Source organism: Vagococcus sp. CY53-2 (assembly GCF_022604695.1).
Classification (GTDB): Bacteria; Bacillota; Bacilli; order Lactobacillales; family Vagococcaceae; genus Vagococcus.
Genome location: NZ_JALAHP010000008.1, coordinates 1 through 20,215 on the forward strand (window position 1 = coordinate 1; position 20,215 = coordinate 20,215).

Here is a 20,215-nt window from a genome sequence, read left to right on the forward strand (position 1 = left end):
CTTTTCCTTCCTTAGCAGATTCAGTATTCCAATCTTTTTTAGCTGCATCTTCTTTAGCTGCTTGTTCCCATGCATCTTGTCCTGCAGCTTCAGAAGCTTTTCCTTCCTTAGCAGATTCAGTATTCCAATCTTTTTTAGCTGCATCTTCTTTAGCTGCTTGTTCCCATGCATCTTGTCCTGCAGCTTCAGAAGCTTTTCCTTCCTTAGCAGATTCAGTATTCCAATCTTTTTTAGCTGCTTGTTCCGATGGATCAACAGTGACAGCATTTGTAATTATCGGAGCCATTGCGGTCCCTGCTAGTAACGCTAATGTTGCTGTTGTTAATTTAACTTTTTTCATGTGATTAATCTCTCCTAATTTTTTCTTATATATTATAATAATACACTAGTATTATATCACTTTATAACTAAAGTTCAATATTTTGTGTTATTTATAGTTATTTTTTATCTTTTTTAAAATAAAAAACGATAGTTTATTAAATAAAAACAGTTTTTTTATGCTTTATATTTATTTATTGTATATTATTGTTTTATTATTTGCTTATTATTTGCTTATTATTTGTTTATTATTTGTTTATTATCTTATGGTGATATAAAAAAAGAGCAACAGATTCATGATTAATAACACTAAGTTTAAATATTATTAAGTAATCTAATAGTATTCAAAATTACTGATAGATTATAAAATCATCAACTAATTTCTTGATATTTTTTCTATAACAGACTTATTTTAAGTCTACAGACTAAAAAAGCATTTTATAATCGCTTTACTTCCATGTAAAACCACTATAAAATGCTTTTAATCTATTTTCTTAATAATAACCCCAGCAGTAAACCAATCATCTGCGATCCATTAAACAATACTAAATTCTTGATTGCCACAGAAAAAGTGGTTGCTTTTTCTTGTTTTTGGTTGAATAATGACACATTCTTTTTAATTATAGGAAAGGTTAATAACACAACTAACATACTCCAGTGGTAAATTCCAACTAAAACACTTAGTATAATCAAAATATAGCAACCATACATCAACAAATCAAACAGATACACACCTTGTTTTCTACCTATATAAAAGGGCAATGTGTAACGATGATTTAAAATATCTTGATCTAAATCACATAAATTATTGGCTAGCATAATATTAGCTATAGTAAACATCATAGGAATAGATGCCCATACACTGACGATTAACTCCTTAATATTGCCTGATAACATGAACTGACCATTAGCAAAATTAAGTGATAAAAATCCTGTATCATATATGTTTAAATACAATGTGATAAAAAATATCCCAAATCCCATTGTGACACCACTAAATAGCTCTCCCAGTGGCATTCTTGATAGCGGGACTGGTCCAAAGGTGTAAAAGATACCAATCAAAAAACATAGTCCACCCATAGGCAATAGTAACAAACTAGTCCGAACTACAAGCCACAACCCAATAATACTTGAGAAAGTAATCATCGCAATAATCATATTTCGAACTTTTGACACTCCCAACCCAGCTTTTCCGATAATATTAGTTGATTGTTGATAGCTATCATCTTTTGCTTTTAAATAATCCATTAAATTATTGATGGCCGTTGTTGCCATATCAAATACAAACATTCCGATAAAAAACAAACACATATTAAACCAATTAACTTGACCAAAATAGTATAAAGAAAATAGCAATCCAATAAAATAAGGAAAAACACTCGCTAATTTTGTGCGAATTTCCACCAATTCAAAAAATATTGACATAAACAACCCTCTCCTTTTTTAAATCTATTTCAACTCTTTAATATCTTTTACTTTATAAGGAGAGTCTTCATTTAATTTGAAATTACCTTGTAATCCCTTGCTAATATAAATATCATCTTCTTTTGTAATAAAGATGGCATCCACTCCATCTAAACTATCAACATAGTCCATTCCTTCTTTAACACCTTTAGAAAAAACTGCTGTTGACAGAGCATCCCCTGCAATAGAAGTATCTGAAACAATCGTCACACCTGCAATATCATTATCAAATGGATAACCTGTTTTTGAGTTAAACAAATGATGATATACATCATCTCCAACTTTTAAATAACGTTCATAAATTCCGGATGTGACAAGTGATTTGTTTTTTTCCTCAACAGTTCCGACAACGGTATTTCTCGCTTCGTTAGGATCTTGAATACCGACTTTCCAGTTGCCAGATTCGCTTTTAGGGTTATCACCTAACACATAGACATTGCCACCTAAATCGACAATAGCACTTGTCACGCCATTTTCTTTTAAAACATCGACTACTTCGTCTGTAATATACCCTTTAGCAATGGCTCCTAAATCTAAGCTCATCCCTTTTTCTTCTAAATAAACGGTTTGTTCTTTATCATTTAGTATAACCTTTTTATAATCAACTTTTTTCAATTCTTGATTGATTTCACTTTGTTCTGGCTTTCTCGCATCATCAAATCCAATATGCCAAAGTTGAGTAATTGGCCCAATAGCTAAATCAAACCCACCATTAGAATCTTTTGTATAATTTAAAGCTGACTTAATCAACTCATACACATCCGAGCTGACCTTTACTGGTTTTATACCAGCTTGTTCATTGATGTCATCCACTTCTGATCCTTTTTCATTAACCGTAATTTCTCTATCTAATACACCAATGCGATCAAATGCTTTTTTTAAGACATCTTCTTTACCTTTGTTATATATTTTTACTTGTACATAAGTTCCCATTAAAAATTGTCTTTCAGAATAGGGTTCTTTAACGAGTTTTTCTTGTTTGGTATCAGTACTTTTTTCTGTTTTTTTATCTGAACAACCTGCCACTAAGAGACTGGTCAATGCTAAGAATAAAATACTCGTAGTTAATTTTCTTTTCATATCTATTTTCCTCACCATAAGTTATTAAAAATAAAAATAGTGGCAAACTTAATAGCTTGCCACTCATTATTTTAACAAAACTCAACCTTATTTTTCTACTTGATTATCAATTTCAATTGTTTTAGTATCACCTTTTTCAGCTGCTTCAATTAACTGTTTTGCATATTCTTTGAAACTATCTGTTGAGTGAGTTGCCCCAGTAATTGTATCAATATCTGAAGGGTTTTGTTTTTCTAATAATGCTTTGTTTAACTCAGGAATGTATTTTTTTGGTGACGTTTTTGTCACTTCTTCCATTTTTTTGTTGTATTCAGCATCGTCAACTTTTGATTTCCCTGCTTCATTTACATTATCATAGTTAGATTCAGTAATTTTGCCATCTTTTACCACAATAGTAAATACAACACGGTAACCATTGTTATAATTTTTTTCTTCTAATTTATATTCTCCATCTTTTAATTCACCAATTGTCATTGATGATTCTTCTGTTGATGATGAATCTTTAGCTACAACTGAACTTGATGCTTCTGTACTTGATGAAGCAGCTGTATCATCTTTTTTATCCCCACCACAAGCTGCTAATAATACTGTTGTTAAAGCTAACATTGTAACACCTGATACTAATTTTTTAATTTTCATATGAATAACCCGCCTTTTTATATTCTTTGTGAACTTCTAATCACTTGTCATTTTATAACATAGTAACTTAAATAGCAATGCCATTTAACAACTTTATTCATTTTTTCACATTTTTCACATTTTTCTAATCTTACTCTTAATTCCCTCTATTTTCAATAAAATCAAATATTTGTTAGACTTTTATTTTGAAAAACTGTATAATTGTAAGTAATTGTGTAAAGTTTTTCACGTAATTATTATTTGCTATTGTTCTACACAATTCACAAAATATGTTACATAAATAAAGGAGAGTATTTTATGACAAAAACTGAAATAGTAGTTGTCGGAGCAGGTTATTCTGGGATAGCTGCCACAAAGATGTTATCAAAAAAATTGAAAAAAAATCCAGATGCTCATATCACATTGATTGATCGTCATTCCTATCAAACAATGATGACAGAATTACATGAGGTTGCCGGAGGACGTGTTGAACCTGAAGCAATCCAATATGATCTACAACGCTTATTTTGTAAACGTAAAAATGTAAGTATTGTAACAGATACTGTCACAACGATTGATAAAGAGAAAAAAGTGGTGAAAACACAACAAGGTTCTTATTCTTTTGACTACCTAGTATTAGGTATGGGGGGAGAACCTAATGACTTTGGTACACCTGGTGTGAAAGAACACGGGTTTACATTATGGTCAATGGATGATGCCATTAAAATCAGAGAACACATCGAGCGTACCGTTGCTTTAGCGGCAGTTGAACCTGATGAAGCCAAACGTAACGCCATGTTGAATTTTGTTGTTTGTGGTTCTGGATTTACCGGTATCGAGATGGTCGGTGAATTAATCGACTGGAAAGATAGATTAGCTAAAAACAACAAAATTAAACCAGAAGACATTAACTTAATGGTTGTCGAAGCAGCACCAACGATTTTAAACATGCTAGATCGTAATGATGCGGCTAAAGCTGAAAAATATCTAACAAAAAAAGGCGTTAGCATCTTAAAAGATATGCCAATCGTTGAAGTAAACCACGATCACATCGTGTTAAAATCTGGTGAAAAAATTCCAACACACACATTAATTTGGACTGCTGGTGTCAAGGCAAACAGTGACGCTGAAAAATTTGATATGCCTGCTGCTCGTGCTAATCGTTTGCTTTCAAACGAATACATGCAAGCAAAAGGATTTGAAGATAAAGGAATTTATGTGGTTGGAGATTTAGTTTACTTTGAAGAATCTGACAAAGAAAACCGTCCAACACCACAAATCGTTCAAGCTGCTGAACAAACAGGTCTGTGTGCAGCAAAAAATATTTTAGCTACTATCAACGGCACTGAAAAACAAGCTTATAAAGGAAAATATGATGGCTTCATGGTATCCATTGGTTCTAAGTATGCTGTTGCATGTGTCTTTGATAAATTCCATTTAAGTGGATTCTTTGCAATGTTGATGAAACATATTATTAACTTAAGATACTTCTTTGATATTCGCTCAGGCTATTATATGTTCCAATATATTATGCATGAATTTTTCCGAATTAAAGATGAACGAAATGTTTTCAGAGGGCATACGTCACGTAATAGTAATGTGTTATGGTCTGTTCCATTACGCGTATTCTACGGATGTGTTTGGTTAGTTGAAGCCATGAAAAAAGTCATTGGTAATGGTAAAGTATTACAACCAAGTACGTGGTTTGGTGATGGCTCATGGTTCACCAACACTGTTGCGTTTCCGTTTGAATGGTTACAACCGGCTGATGCAACATCAGGTGCTTCTCAAGCCGCTGATGCTGCTGCAACTACTGCTACTGCTGATCCAACGTTTGGATTAAGTTATGCCTTTGGTGAAGAACCAATGCTTGTCTTTAAATCAATGCCTGACTGGTTTGGCTCTATTATGAAATTCATGATGCCAAATACTGAAGTTGCTTTATTTATGCAAAAATTTATGACATTATTTGAAGTGGCTCTAGCTCTTGCGATTATCGTTGGATTATTTACTTGGTTAGCAAATGCAACCACTATTGTTTTAGTTATAATGTTTTGTTTATCAGGAATGTTCTACTGGGTAAATATTTGGTTCTTATTCGTAGCATTCGCCTTAATGAATGGTTCAGGACGTGCCTTTGGATTAGACAAATGGGTTATACCATGGATCCAACGTAAATTAGGTAATTGGTGGTATGGAGATGTAAAATCTCGATACGGAGAAAAATCATAAACCTAAAATACGTCATAAGAAAGTTCTAGAAATTATTTTCTAGAACTTTCTTTTTATTCAAAGTATTGCACAATGAATAAATTGATAGTATTCTCACTATGATAGGAGAATAATCATGTCCAAAAATAAAAAAATTATCTATATTGCGTTACTTGTTGCTCAAGGTGTTATCATAGGACTACTTGAAAATATGATCCCCTTCCCTTTTGCCTTTGCTCCAGGAGCAAAATTAGGATTAGCTAATTTAATCACCATCATTGCGATTTTTACGATGCCTATGAAAGATAGTTTCACATTAGTGGTTTTAAGACTATTTCTAACCACACTACTCGGAGGAACAGTTTCCACTTTAATGTATAGTGCTGCCGGTGCTTTTCTAAGTTATTTTGGAATGATCTTCCTAAAACAACTAGGGCCAAAACGTATTAGCACTATTGGGATTAGTGCATGTGGTGGATTTTTACATAATGTAGGACAATTAATTGTGGCAAGTTGGATTGCTAAATCATGGACGGTCATGTTATACCTCCCCATTCTGTCATGGATTGGGATTTTAGCTGGAATTGCCATTGGTATTGCTGCAAATTATTTAATGCTACATGTTAAAACACTTCAAGAATTTCAATTAGCTTATGATAAACACACTCTAAAATAAGGAGACTATTGATGGAACCTCATGCTATGTGGACGTCATATCCGTCCTTAAAAAAAGATTTACAAAAAACACTTAATCTCATTTCAGATTCTATCTCACTACCTAATAAAGAAGTCGAAGAGGCTATATTAGCTATTTTTCATTCTGGCGGTAAATTATTACGTCCTGCGTATCTACTATTATTTGCTGAATTTGGTACAAAAATAGATAAAAAGAAAACCATCGCTCTATCTGCTGCAATAGAAACCTTACATACGGCTACTCTTATTCATGATGATATTGTCGACGTAGCTGATACAAGACGTGGCACAGCAACAATAAATTCAACCTTTAGCACGGATGTTGCAGTTTATTCTGGGGATTACCTTTTTATTATTTGTTTTAAATTATTAATTCAATATCAAAGTTCTCTAAAAAGTATTGAACTCAATACAACTAGTATGGAAAAAGTACTACTTGGTGAATTAGGACAAATGAGTGAACGATATAATATGAATGTCACAATTGATGATTATTTGGCCAATATTACAGGTAAAACAGCTGAACTATTTGCCTTAAGTTGTTTTGTCGGTTGTTATGAAAACGGTGGTGGAAAAAAACTGTCAAATAAATGCCGTGAAATTGGTAAAGACATCGGTTTAGCCTTTCAAATTGTGGATGATATTTTAGATTATTCACAAAATGAAGAAACACTTGGTAAGCCTGTTTTAGAAGATGTTCGTCAAGGTGTTTACAGCTTACCTCTGATATGTAGCATTGCTGAGCACCCGCTTCTTTTTGAACCAATATTAAGTAAAAAAGAAAACATGACGCAAGAGGATGCAAAACGGATCCATGAGTTAGTCATTGAATGTCATGGTGTTGAGAAGGCCTATGACTTAGCTTCTCACTATACTAACAGAGCACTAGCCACTATCCAATCATTACCAAATAATCAACAACAGACCAAAGAAACCATCTACGAAATCACGAAATCTATTTTACAACGAACGTTTTAAACCTTAATCTAGCAACAGATTAAGGTTCTTTTTATTCATATGGTTGCACCAAGTGTTTAAACCCGATATAATCGGGGAGATACGATAGACATTACAACAACACTAATAACGAAAAAGTGAGGGATTTATTTTGATTACTGTTTCAGATGTAAGTTTACAATTCCCGGATAGAAAACTATTCGACGATGTAAATATAAAATTCACACCAGGAAATTGTTATGGATTAATTGGTGCAAACGGTGCTGGAAAGTCAACTTTCTTAAAGATACTTTCAAATGAAATTGAGCCATCAACTGGTTATGTTGCACTAGGACCAGATGAACGATTAGCAACACTTAAACAAAATCATTTTGACTACGAAGATGAAACGGTTATAGACACTGTTATTATGGGACATAAACGTCTATATGAAGTCATGCAAGAAAAAAATGCTATCTATATGAAAGAAGATTTTTCTGATGAAGATGGGATTAAAGCAGCTGAACTTGAAGGGGAATTTGCGGAATTAAATGGTTGGGAAGCTGAACCTGAAGCTGCTAGCTTACTCCAAGGATTAAATATTACAGAAGACTTACATAATCTAAAAATGTCAGAATTAACAGCTGGACAAAAAGTGAAAGTGTTACTTGCTCAAGCTTTATTTGGCCAACCCGATGTATTACTACTAGATGAGCCAACAAATGGTCTTGATAGAGAGTCTATCGCATGGTTAGAAGAATTTTTAATCAACTTTGACAATACTGTTATTACGGTTTCCCATGACCGCCACTTTCTAAATAAAGTATGTACACATATGGCTGATTTAGATTTCGGAAAAATTAAGCTATACGTTGGGAACTATGATTTCTGGTTAGAGTCTAGTCAGTTAGCTGCTAGACTTCAAGCTGACCAAAATGCGAAAAAAGAAGAAAAAGTCAAAGAATTACAAGCCTTTATCGCAAGATTTAGTGCCAATGCCTCTAAATCTAAACAAGCGACCTCTCGTAAAAAAATGTTAGATAAAATTGAACTAGATGATATCCAACCGTCATCACGTCGTTACCCATTTGTAGGATTTAATCCAGAACGTGAAATTGGCAATGACTTATTGCAAGTTGAAAATGTGTCAAAAACAATTGATGGGAAGAAAATTCTAGACAATATCTCATTCACATTAAGAAAAGATGATAAAGTAGCCTTTATTGCAAAAGATGATATCGCAACGACTGTTCTTTTCAAAATTATTATGGGGGAAATGGAGCCAGATACTGGTTCTGTTCGTTGGGGTGTCACAACATCTCAAGCTTACCTGCCTAAGGATACAACAGAAGAATTCAACAATGATATGACTATCGTTGATTGGTTACGCCAATATGCGTCAAAAGAAGAAAATGATAATACATTTTTACGCAGTTTCTTAGGACGTATGCTTTTCTCAGGTGAAGACGTATTAAAACCTGTTAATGTGTTATCTGGGGGAGAAAAAGTACGTTGTATGCTTTCTAAATTAATGCTTTCTAAATCAAATGTACTAGTGTTAGATGATCCTACAAATCATTTGGACTTAGAATCAATCACAGCACTAAATGATGGCTTAATTTCCTTTAGTGGGTCCATTTTATTTGCTTCTCATGACCATCAATTTATCCAAACAACTGCAAATCGTATCATTGCTGTTTCTGATCAAGGAGTAATTGATCGTGCTGAGACCACGTATGATGAGTTTTTAGAAAATCCTACTGTGAAAGAACAATTAAAAAAGATATTCAAATAAAAAAATGAGTTATGCTTTTGCATAACTCATTTTTTTAATCATATAAACTAAGGATTAACTCACCATTCACCCATTCACCTAAGTAAACATTTTGAACTTCAGCTTCTTGTTTATTTAATTCATTAAATAACCAAGATTCATCTCGTTCAATCATTTCTAATACCTCCTGATTAATGTATCCATTCGTAATTATAGGGTATTTAACATTTTCTTCGCCATATAAAATAATAGTCAGCTGACCATTCTGTTCTTGGATTGCACGTTTTACCGAACGTGTTTCATAAACATTAGAGGTTCTTAGTTTAAACATTAAATCTGTAGCAGAAATGCCATGTTTTGTACACTCATCAACTAATACTTTACCATTTTTAATTAATGTTGTAGGATAACCATCTATCATTTTCTTCACAAGAGCGACATTTTCCTTAAGGTACTTAAATAACGTCACCAAAAATGTCCACATCACCAACACTAAAAAATATTGTAAGATTGATATTTGTGCATTATAGATCATCCCACCTATAATACCCCCTAAAACAAAGTTCTGTAATTGATCAAGAGGAGAGGTTGGTGCTAAATTAGCTTTTCCTAATAAATTCATTTGAAAAATTAACGTAATAATCCCAATAGCTAGTTTTATTCCTATATCCAAATATTCCTTCATGTCATCACTTCCCCGTTACTTTTATTGATTCATCATTTACTAATACTGTATCTTCTAACTTAAATGTCGTAAAATCACTATTAAAATTCACTTGATAATATTTATTATTGATTTTTAATACCATTTCATCTTTTAAATACTTATAATTAACACTAATTGTCTCAGGATCAACTAATTTCTTTTTACTAACAGCATCTAAAAAGAATAACATTTGAGAATAGTTCCCTTTTTCAGCTTTCCCCTTTTGATAATCATTTGTTTGTATTCCAATTAAAAAAACTAGTAATAAAGACAATAAAATAATTAAATCACGATATTTTAATCGACTTTTATTTTTAGACCGTCTTAAAATAAGCAATAGTACTATCAATAAAATTAATATAACTAATAAATATTGATAAATATGGCTATTACTAGACTGATTAACAAAATAATTATAGGTAAAAAACTCCATTTAGCCCAACTCCCTAATTAATGATAATAATATTTATTATACTATCTTTATTAACTGATAAACACATGTAATATATATATAAAAGACGATTTAAATCGCAACATTTAAATCGTCTCATCTTTATTTAGTATGAATAATAGTGACTAATTTCCCCTTAATGTCGTCACGATGAATGAGACCATAATACCTACTATCATTGCTATATGGTCTATTGTCACCTAATAATAAATACTCATCACGAGGTATACTATTAAGCTCTCCAAAAGCACTCAACGTAAACGAATCAGTATATAATTGATTATTATCATGTTTATAAACTGATTTATTAATAAGAAAAGGTTCTTCAAGTGAACTACCATTAACATATAATACATCATCAGAATAAGATATAAATTCTTCTGGTAATCCTATTATACGTAAAAATATCAACTGACTATTTATTTGACATAATACTATATCAAAACGTTGTAATCTCATCTTTTTTTTTACTAATACCACATCTTTTTTTTTTAGTGTAGGAGCCATTCGATTATCCGATACAATTGAAACTCTATAAAATAACTGAGAAAAGCATAGTAAAGATATAACAGTAATCAAAACAGATAGGAATAAACGCCGATAAGACAGTCGTGTTATATACTTTTTTATCATATACTTCAACCCTTACACTTATTTTTTATGTATTCTACTTTCATCAATATTAAAATAATTAAAAACAGCTTTTTGATTTTCTTTGACTATATTTAAATTTTGAATACATTCATTTGATAACTCTTCATTTCCATAAAGTTGTTGTATAATGGGAACTGTATTCATTCCGACTTCTGATAAACTTTTATAATATTTATTTAATAATCGCTGACCATCTACAGATAACATATCACTAGGCGTTTCAGTCATGTAAGAAGCCATTCGATTAGAGTTATCAGTTATCTTTTTAGTTACCTCTTCTTTTTTACCTTCAGATTTTTTTGCTTGAGCTACACTTTTTTCATAATTATCTACTAAAAAATAACCCGACATTACTATTTCTAAATCTTTCGAAAATAAGTGTTTTTCAACATAATTTTTAGTCAAAAAGTATCCACTCATTACGATAACAGATATAAAAAACAGAACTAACGCTCTTTTTAAATAACGAGCTTGATTTTTTGATAATTGACGTAATTGTTTTCGATATTTTTTTTTATGACGCTTTTTTTTATTAAGAGATAATATCTTTTTTTTATTGATGAAGTAAATTATTGTATTAAGTAATGAAAAAGCTAGAAACACAATAGAAAGAGAAATCAAACAAATAAACAATATTTCAATTATATTCATTATTCAATACTCCTATTTACTCTTTTTTTTATTTTTTTTACGTGATAAATTTCTAGATTTCTTTTTATTATTTATTTTTGTTAAAATAAAATAAATAATAATAACTAAGAGAATCACTGATAAAGTAATTATAATAATGAGTTTCCAATTAATTTTTCGTTCCTCGTATAAACCAACATCTCGTTCATTATATTTATCTGCTTCATCTTTTGAAATCTTAAAATCCTCTTTCCAATGCTCTATAATACCTTTATCTCCTTTTACCGTAATATTAGCAGTATAATTTCCTGGCTCCATCTTCTCTCCTTGCATGCTTACAGGAAAGTTAATTAATGAATTAGGAGCCATTCTCATATTATTTTTTCTTGTTTGATATAAAACAGTATCCTTCCCTTTTTTCGAAATGCTAACTTCTACTGACATATCATTGAAGAAAGTCGCACTAATGTTAGAATAATTAATAAATATAGTATTTTTTGCATTTAACTGTTCTGGGTAAATATTACGGAATTCTAATTTAGGTAAAACTTCGTTTTTGTTAACCTGTAACACCACTGGTGCTACATAACGATATCTATTTTTAATTTGCGTTCCTTCCACTTTTTCATTTTTATCATCTTTAGTACTTCGTATCATAGAAATACCACCGACTATTTGACCGTCAAAATCACTATCTGGCATCACTATATCGAATTTGACTTCTTTTGTTTCACCAGGTTTCAATAATACTTGATTAGGACCAGTCACAATTTTTTCAAATGGAAATTTTAAAGAATCATCGTTTTTGATATCATTTGGCGTGTATTCAATCACACCATTTTTATTCGTTTTTGCACCTGTAATGCTAATATCAACATTAACATCTTCAGAAGAAGGATTGACTAAATTAAGAGTAAAAGATGACTTTTGATTAGGTTTCATTAAGAGGTCTAGATAACCTTTATCTGATAGTTGATTATCTGGATAATTAATACTGAATGAAAAACCAGCTGTTCCTATATTATCTTCTGCGATACTTATCGTTTTACCAAAACCAAAAATACAAAAAATAATAATAAATAATAACCATATGCTGCTAATTTTATTTTTTTTCATAAAAATAACCTTTCTATCAATGTATTTTATTAACACAAAATAGGTTGATAAAATATATCAACCTATTTTGCACAATATTAAGTTTTATGTCTAATAATTAAGGTTGGCCATCTGTTAAAGTCCAAGTAATCTCTGCTAGATAGTTTCCTTTTTTCATATTAGTAGCTGTTCTAGAAGGAACTTTTAACGCAATAGATTTATCTTCTGTTTCTTTTTGAGCTGTACCTTTAACTGTGTATTTGTCATCGTAATCTTTAGTTTGTCCATATTCAACAGATAAGATACCTTTAGCTGGTGCTTTTCCAGAAGGTAAGTTAACAACTTGTTGAGCTGTACCTGAATCTTGAACTAATTCCATAGTAGAAGTTAAATCTAATCCATCAACCCCACCAGTAATATTTGCACCATCTTCATGAGTTAAAATTCCATTAGTATAGTTTATAGAAGCATTATCTAAAGTACCTAGTGGAGTTTTTCCATCTTTATCATATAATGTAAATTGTTTAGTTAATTGAGCAGTTAAAGTATAACCAGTTTGTTCTGAGCGGATATCACCAAATTGAACATAGTTACCAACTGTTTTATTAGTACCAGTAGGAGTTAATGCTCCCGTTGTTGGATCTTGAGTAGCACCCAATACTTTCGCTGGTGCTGCATATTTTTGAATATTATTTGAACTAATATTAATAGTTCCAAATTTCAAGTTTGATGCACCTAAAAGAGTCAACGCTCCACCATCTGGATTACCTGGTGTAAATCCACCATTACCTGGATCCTTTGGATCAACATCCGGAATCACTGGATCTGTTGGTTTTTCAGGGTCTTTATCATTTCCTCCATCACCTGGTTTATCTGGATCTGTTGGTTTGATAGAACCTTCATCGACCGTTACTGAACCAGATGACTTAACTGTGTCTGCAGTTGCAGCACTAACACTAACCGCACTACTTAATAGTAAAGTTGATAATAAAATTGTTCCTAAAACCTTGTTTTTCATTATATATTCCTCCATTTATATTTATCTATTAAGGCAATTTGGCAATAGTCCAAATTATCTCCGTATTATATTCCTTTGGTAAAATAGTTGTCTTATCCGGAATGGATAGTGAAATAGCTCTATTTCCAAAGTCTGGTTGATTCCATTCGGGGTTGATAAGCGGTTGATTATTACTATCAATCAAGGGATACAATGTTGATTTTTGTCCATCTTTATTATTTTGTGATGCACCAAATTCAACTGTCCAGACGCCCCACCCTTTATTTTTTTCTGCTTGAGCGACAATAGCTGATTCACCGGGTACTAAAGATAAAGTTTCTCTAGTTACTTGCGGCATAATTTCTTCTGTTTTATGACTAGCATTCGCCCATGCATGATCAAATGATAATACAGCTCCAGAAAGTTCCTGTCCATCAGCAGTTTTAAATTGGTTTTTTTGCTCCATCATCAAAGTCCATCCTGTACTTTCACTTCGGACATCTGTAAGTTGAATATAACTTCCCCTAGGCTCAGTACCTTGCTTAAAAAATTGTGCTTTAGCATTAACTTCCTTATGATTACCAATTCTAACGCGTCCAAAATCTAAATTAGAAACAAAATCTAAACGCAGACTACCTTTAGGTTGTTTAGATGGTTGATTGGGATCAACCTCCGTTGGTGGATTTTCAGGATCAACTGGTGGCGTAATTCCATTATCGATAACTTCTGTACTAGCATTTGGATTAACCGTCTGTGATACTGCTAAAACAGTATTACCTGATAATAAAATACTAGATATCAATATAATAAATAAATAGAATCCATGATTCAGTAATTGTCGATATATCATACTACTCTCACTCTCCATTTGGTTCTATACATAATAACAACTCCTAATATTAGTATTAAACCAATAGCTGTAGGAAAATAAGAGCAATAATCACTCGTTTGAGGTAGGAGTCCTTTTGTTGCTTTTTTATTACTTACAGGATACTGATTAGAATTAGATCGTGTCGGATGGTTATCCTTATTTGATGTTGAAGAACTCGTTTCAACATCTTCATAAAAAATTATCCTACCATGCGTTACTTCAGAATCGGTATCAGGTTCAGCAGCTAAAAAGGATATAGATGAACAAAAACTCATAACATAAACAAGACTAAAAACTAAAAATACATGTTTTATAACGTGTTTCATTCCGTCACCCCTTCCACTAGCTTCATGGTTCCTCACCTGGCATTAAGTCCCATTCCATTTCACTCGTGTAATGACCTAATTTTTTAACCTGTCCAGGCTCAATAATCAAACCTAAACCTGTATCATATTTTTTCCAGTCATCACTTAAGGTATAATCTCCCCCTGCTTTACTATGATATGCTGTCATTGCATCTGAGGTGACATTAAAGCTATCGGAAGAACTTAACCTATACTCCATAATATTAGGTAACTCTGTTCCATCATTCGTAAAAGATTTAACCATTTTTAATTTTAAATTCCAACCAGTTGACTTATTTGAACGATTATCAACAATTTTTAAAGGTGGCTGTTCATCTAAATTTTTAGCTTGTCTTATATGTACATTATCAACTGAAGTTTTGATTTCACCATAATCAAACAATCTAGGAGCTGATTCAATCAATAAATTTCCTTTTAATTTATAAGTTACACTCATCTTTACACTGTTTAATAATAAATTAGTTTCATCATTTGGTCTTTCGATAATAGTATACCCACCATTAGTGGTATATTTGTCTAATACGGATGTTACTTCTTTGATAGCTGTTAAATCAACTGCTTGATTAATCAAATAGTCATTTAATTCTACTTTATCAATCAATTCATCTGCTTCATTTACAATGTTAACAGTTAATCGACTTTTAGCTTCTTTAACAACTAATGTTGCATCTACATCTGTTGTGACACCCAGTTTTGATGTTAAACGAATAGGAACTTTTAATTTTGTACCAGGCATCAATTTTGTAGTATCTGGTAATTTATCCTTATTGACATAATCTGCCTTGATAGGAGTATCTTTCGCTATATTATTGGTATCAATAGATGTTTGATACCCTTCTTCTAATAGTTCAGAAGCATCAGGGTATTGACTTAAAATACTTTTTCCATACTCTAATGGCACATTTTGTTTTGCTTCACCTGTTGGCATTCCTTCATAGTTAGTCTTAGCAATTGATCGATCATCGACTTTATATGAATATTGTTTCGTATCAATATTATTACTTGCATAGTGTGTATACGTCATTACTGCAGTTGTCGCTAAGTCAAAATGCATATATCCATTAAATTTATCATCTTCTTTAATAAGATAACCATTATTTGATAAGTTAAATGACTCATTAGGTGTAGCCACTACTGAAATTTTATATTGTCCGTTATTAAATTCTGCGCTTTTAGTATCGTTAAAAGTTACAGTCGCTTTCGCTTTATTTTCAGGATTCAATGTAACCGTATATGAAATATTATTATCCACTTCTTCACTGTTTTCAGCAACGTTATATACCTTTATCTGTGATGGGTCTATGTTATAGCCATCTGGAGCTGTCGTCTCTATGGATAATTTATCAGTTCTCTTATCTATACTATTATTTCCTACACCAAAAATAATATCATAATAGACATCTCTATAATTTTCTTGATCATGAGTCGCATTATTTACTCTACCTATAACTGTTTGGATACTTGGTGCCACCCGAGGTATAGCTTGCCTTAAATAATCTAACCCCATAGTCTGATCATTCATACTAAGACGAAATTTTAAAGTATTCGTTCGTTCGAATAAGCCTGTAAACGATGTTTCATATTTGCTCATTGTAGGTTCAGAGTTAGAAAACTGTAATATATTATTATAAAGATAGTTATACTCAATATTATTCGTATATTTATTTGGATAAGCATTATAATTTGAATAAGTATAATACTTAGACAAATCATTTAGTGGACTATACACCTCTAAAGTTTTTAGTTTATTTAAATTTGACACATTCCATAAACCAACAATTTCTATTTTTTCTTTAGTTAACGAATCATAAAATTCATAATGATAGTCAATATAATCTTTACCTGATGTAAAAGGATATCTGGGTATTATTTTATTTGGTATATTGGTATGTTTATTACCTAACCCAGATCCTATTGACATAAATATATCTCCCCATTCAGCTTTTGTATCCACTGAAGGAATATAATATTTCGAACCACTCAGATGTTGTTCAGAAGGATCAACAGCAAAAAAACGAAACACGCTACCTGGAATATCTAGATACAACTCATCTATTACCCATTTCACATCAACAGATCGACCTTGGTAAAACCCTACGTTAGATACATATACTGACTGTTCTTCGGATTTTCCAGACTGAAAATAATAAATTTGAGACTTACTTCCAGGAAAAGCTTCGTTATAAGGTCTATTTTCTATTTGTGGATTTCTCCCTGAAAACACTGTATTTCCTTTTGGTCTATATGTTGTTTTCGTATTCTCATCTTTCCCATTTATTAATTGCATTGAGAAATTATACTTACCATTAATCTCCACTGATCTTTCTAAACCTGGCCTCACTAATGTAACGTTAGGATTATCAACCAATTTATTCACAGCTAGTACTCTATAATCAGTTACAAATAAAAATAATAAACAAGTCAATAAAAATAATACTATTTTATTCTTTTTCATTAACCCCCACCTCTTACTTGATATAACTAATTTCACAAACAACCACTTTACAATTATAACACATTTTTAAAAAAAATAAACAGATTACTATTGTTTATATCAAATTTAACAACAATTATTATAAAAAGATAGTTTAATTGTATCTTTAATACATTTAAAGTTTTTTATTATAATTTAATTAAAAAAAGTAGACAAAATAACTATATATGATGCATTTTTTATATAATCATTAGATATATGTTAAATAAATTTAATACATAATTAAAAATACTTAAAACAAATAAAAATAATCAAAACTGTTATAGTTAATAATTTTTTATCTGTTCCACATTATATGTAAATTTTTATTCATAATAGCCACAAAGTCATATAAACTTATATAAAACTATGGACAAGTGTTGAATAATTTCAATACTTTGTCTTTTTTTATTGTCTAGCTCAATTTTACAATTGGCGTATCTAAAAAAAACAAACCAATCACTCTTAATGAGTAACTAGTTTGTCCATAGTCTAGATAATCTTATAAGTTTATGTTACTTTATTAAACCAAATGAAAATACTGCCAATGCTCCATATCCTGTATGACTAGCAATGGTTGGTCCCATCGGTTTTACAGAAATACTTTTTACCGATACTTTATCTTGTAAAATAGCTTTTAATTTTTCACCAGATTCCTTATCTCCAGCATAGGCAATTAAAATATCTTGTTCAGATTCTTGCTCAATGGTTTCTTTGGTTAATTCAGCTATTTTTTCTAATGAATGTTTGCGTCCACGTACTTTTCCAATATTAATTAATTTTCCTTCAGCATTCATACAGATAATTGGTTTCACTTTGATCATACTACCAATCATCGCAGACGTTTTGGATATCCTACCTCCACGCTCTAGATGTTTTAAATCATCAACTGTAACCCATGAATGTAATCTTGGTATCATTTCGTTTAACCATAATACGACATCTTCAAGTGTTTTTTCTTGTCTCCTAAGATTTAAGACATTCCTTACAAGTAGTCCTTCTCCCAAACATGCCGCTAAGGAATCAATAATCGTAATCGGTAGTTTACCATGCTCTTCTTCTAACATAGATAAAGCTGTCATCGCATTATTATATGAGCCACTTAAACCTGATGAAAAACAAACATATAGCAAGGGTTGGTTCTGGCCGACATAATCTTTAAAAATATCTAAGTAATTCCCAATATTAATTTGTGACGTACTAGGTGTTGCTCCATTTTTAAGTTCTGTCATAAACCAATTGTAATCAAAAGTTTCCTGAAAGTCATCAATATATTCTTTGTTGTCTAATTGAATCGTCATACTAATTTTTTTAATGCCTGGTTCCTCTAATTCATCATGTGTCAAATCACAACAGGAATCTACCAACAAATCAAATTTATAAGTCATTTTTATTTTCTCCCTATCATTGGTTTAACTTTATTATATAATAAAAAAATAGAGAGTTCGATAACTCTCTATTTTTTTATATTTATTGGGTATTTAAATTTGTTCCCAAACATTTTCTAAAATATTTGTTTGTGTTCTATCAGGACCAACAGAAAATGTTGAAATTCTAACATCTACTAACTCAGAAACACGTTTAACATAATTTCTAGCATTTTCTGGTAATTCTTCTAATGTTTTACAACCAGTAATATCTTCCGTCCACCCTGGTAATTCTTCATAAATTGGTTTACATCTCGATAATTCTTTCAAACTTGCTGGGTAATGAGTGATTTCTTTTCCATCTAACTCATAAGCCACACAAATTTTAATGACAGGTAAACCTGTTAAAACATCGATTGAATTTAATGATAGGTTAGTGATACCTGATACACGTCTAGAGTGTCTCATCACAACACTATCAAACCAACCAACACGTCTTGGTCGACCAGTTGTTGTACCATATTCACGACCAACTTCTCTAATTTGATGACCTGTTTCATCAAATAGTTCAGTTGGGAATGGTCCATCACCTACACGAGAGGTATAAGCTTTACAAACACCCACCACTTTATCAATTTTGGAAGGTCCTACACCTGTTCCAATTGTCACGCCTCCAGCTAATGGATTTGATGAGGTAACAAATGGATAAGTACCTTGATCAATATCCAACATAACACCTTGAGCTCCTTCAAATAGTACATGTTTTCCATTATCTAAGGCTTCATTTAAGATAACTGATGTATCAGTTACATATTCTTTAATTAATTGACCATACTCATAGTATTCTTCAAACACTTCTTCAAATGAAATAGGGTCTACTTCATAGATTTTAGTAAATAATTTATTTTTTTCTTCTAAATTTATTTTTAATCGTTCTTCAAAAATCTCTTTATCTAATAAATCAGCTATTCTAATACCCACACGAGCTGCTTTATCCATATAAGCAGGTCCAATCCCTTTAATCGTTGTTCCGATTTTTTGATCACCTTTAGCATCTTCTTGTAACTGATCTAAAAGAATATGATAAGGCAAAATAACATGTGCTCTATCTGAAATTCTTAAATTAGTAGTTGGAATATTATGTTCTTTTAAATAGTTTAATTCTTTAATTAATGATTTTGGATTAACGACTACACCATTTCCAATCACGCTTATTTTATCTTGATAAAAAATACCTGATGGAATTAAATGAAGTTTATAGGTTGTTCCATCAAATTGAATAGTGTGTCCTGCATTATCTCCACCCTGGTATCTTGCAATAATTTCTGCATTTTCGCTTAAAAAATCAGTGATTTTTCCTTTACCTTCGTCTCCCCACTGAGTTCCTACTACTACAACTGATGACATACGAACACTCCGTTCTTCTCTTTTATTCATTACCTAACTATATTATCAAAAAAAAGAATCTAACACAACTAAATCAGAACATTAAAATAAAAAAAACATATT

The 20,215-nt window shown here is 31.3% G+C and carries 19 protein-coding genes; 4 read left to right on the forward strand and 15 right to left on the reverse strand.

What is annotated here, in order from left to right; genetic code table 11:
- From MN581_RS09095 to MN581_RS09110, 4 genes are all read right to left on the reverse strand, one after another.
- On the reverse strand, positions 1 to 340 hold a 340-nt coding region (locus MN581_RS09095), incomplete at its 3' end, for a hypothetical protein (RefSeq protein ID WP_241699632.1).
- A gap of 464 nt (positions 341 to 804) precedes the next feature.
- Entirely contained in the window at positions 805 to 1,749 is a 945-nt protein-coding gene (gene menA / locus MN581_RS09100) for a 1,4-dihydroxy-2-naphthoate polyprenyltransferase (protein ID WP_241699633.1), read from the reverse strand.
- Between the two features lie 18 nt (positions 1,750 to 1,767).
- Positions 1,768 to 2,862, reverse strand: a complete 1,095-nt coding sequence (locus MN581_RS09105; RefSeq protein WP_117973784.1) for an FAD:protein FMN transferase — start codon at positions 2,860 to 2,862, stop codon at positions 1,768 to 1,770.
- 87 nt (positions 2,863 to 2,949) lie between these two features.
- Positions 2,950 to 3,501, reverse strand: a complete 552-nt coding sequence (locus tag MN581_RS09110) for an FMN-binding protein (RefSeq protein WP_117973782.1) — start codon at positions 3,499 to 3,501, stop codon at positions 2,950 to 2,952.
- 297 nt (positions 3,502 to 3,798) lie between these two features.
- Between MN581_RS09110 and MN581_RS09115 the strand changes: the two genes are divergently transcribed.
- From MN581_RS09115 to MN581_RS09130, 4 genes are all read left to right on the forward strand, one after another.
- The gene (locus tag MN581_RS09115; protein ID WP_117973780.1) at positions 3,799 to 5,712 is read left to right on the forward strand and encodes an NAD(P)/FAD-dependent oxidoreductase; all 1,914 of its coding nucleotides are present in this window, start codon (positions 3,799 to 3,801) and stop codon (positions 5,710 to 5,712) included.
- A gap of 115 nt (positions 5,713 to 5,827) precedes the next feature.
- Positions 5,828 to 6,367, forward strand: coding sequence for a Gx transporter family protein (locus tag MN581_RS09120; RefSeq protein ID WP_117973778.1), 540 nt, complete (start codon positions 5,828 to 5,830; stop codon positions 6,365 to 6,367).
- 11 nt (positions 6,368 to 6,378) lie between these two features.
- Positions 6,379 to 7,365, forward strand: coding sequence for a polyprenyl synthetase family protein (locus MN581_RS09125; RefSeq protein ID WP_117973776.1), 987 nt, complete (start codon positions 6,379 to 6,381; stop codon positions 7,363 to 7,365).
- Between the two features lie 130 nt (positions 7,366 to 7,495).
- On the forward strand, positions 7,496 to 9,118 hold the full coding sequence (locus MN581_RS09130) for an ATP-binding cassette domain-containing protein (RefSeq protein ID WP_241699634.1): 1,623 nt from the start codon (positions 7,496 to 7,498) through the stop codon (positions 9,116 to 9,118).
- A 34-nt stretch (positions 9,119 to 9,152) separates the two neighbouring features.
- Here the strand turns inward: MN581_RS09130 and MN581_RS09135 are convergent, their stop codons facing one another.
- The 11 genes from MN581_RS09135 to MN581_RS09185 all read right to left on the reverse strand — a co-directional run bounded on the left by MN581_RS09135 (position 9,153) and on the right by MN581_RS09185 (position 20,113).
- On the reverse strand, positions 9,153 to 9,782 hold the full coding sequence (locus tag MN581_RS09135; protein WP_117973773.1) for a DUF421 domain-containing protein: 630 nt from the start codon (positions 9,780 to 9,782) through the stop codon (positions 9,153 to 9,155).
- Positions 9,783 to 9,786: 4 nt separating this feature from the next.
- The gene (locus tag MN581_RS09140; protein ID WP_241699635.1) at positions 9,787 to 10,236 is read right to left on the reverse strand and encodes a DUF3290 family protein; all 450 of its coding nucleotides are present in this window, start codon (positions 10,234 to 10,236) and stop codon (positions 9,787 to 9,789) included.
- Positions 10,237 to 10,356: 120 nt separating this feature from the next.
- Positions 10,357 to 10,887 (reverse strand): signal peptidase I, encoded by a 531-nt coding sequence (lepB, locus tag MN581_RS09145; protein ID WP_241699636.1) that lies wholly within the window; start codon positions 10,885 to 10,887, stop codon positions 10,357 to 10,359.
- 18 nt (positions 10,888 to 10,905) lie between these two features.
- Complete coding sequence (locus tag MN581_RS09150) at positions 10,906 to 11,559, reverse strand: hypothetical protein (protein WP_241699637.1); 654 nt, start codon at positions 11,557 to 11,559, stop codon at positions 10,906 to 10,908.
- Between the two features lie 12 nt (positions 11,560 to 11,571).
- On the reverse strand, positions 11,572 to 12,654 hold the full coding sequence (locus MN581_RS09155) for a DUF916 and DUF3324 domain-containing protein (RefSeq protein WP_241699638.1): 1,083 nt from the start codon (positions 12,652 to 12,654) through the stop codon (positions 11,572 to 11,574).
- A 97-nt stretch (positions 12,655 to 12,751) separates the two neighbouring features.
- Positions 12,752 to 13,651: a WxL domain-containing protein gene (locus tag MN581_RS09160; protein WP_241699639.1), complete on the reverse strand. Its 900-nt coding sequence runs from the start codon at positions 13,649 to 13,651 to the stop codon at positions 12,752 to 12,754.
- 28 nt (positions 13,652 to 13,679) lie between these two features.
- Positions 13,680 to 14,480 (reverse strand): WxL domain-containing protein, encoded by an 801-nt coding sequence (locus tag MN581_RS09165; RefSeq protein ID WP_241699640.1) that lies wholly within the window; start codon positions 14,478 to 14,480, stop codon positions 13,680 to 13,682.
- Positions 14,477 to 14,827: a hypothetical protein gene (locus MN581_RS09170; RefSeq protein ID WP_241699641.1), complete on the reverse strand. Its 351-nt coding sequence runs from the start codon at positions 14,825 to 14,827 to the stop codon at positions 14,477 to 14,479. The genes MN581_RS09165 and MN581_RS09170 overlap by 4 nt, the downstream gene beginning before the upstream one ends.
- 22 nt (positions 14,828 to 14,849) lie before the next feature.
- Positions 14,850 to 17,321, reverse strand: a complete 2,472-nt coding sequence (locus MN581_RS09175) for a hypothetical protein (RefSeq protein ID WP_241699642.1) — start codon at positions 17,319 to 17,321, stop codon at positions 14,850 to 14,852.
- Between the two features lie 533 nt (positions 17,322 to 17,854).
- A complete protein-coding gene (locus MN581_RS09180) occupies positions 17,855 to 18,727 on the reverse strand; it encodes a DegV family protein (protein WP_241699643.1) in 873 nt (290 codons plus the stop codon).
- A gap of 93 nt (positions 18,728 to 18,820) precedes the next feature.
- Entirely contained in the window at positions 18,821 to 20,113 is a 1,293-nt protein-coding gene (locus MN581_RS09185; protein ID WP_117973767.1) for an adenylosuccinate synthase, read from the reverse strand.
- Between the last annotated feature and the right edge of the window lie 102 nt (positions 20,114 to 20,215).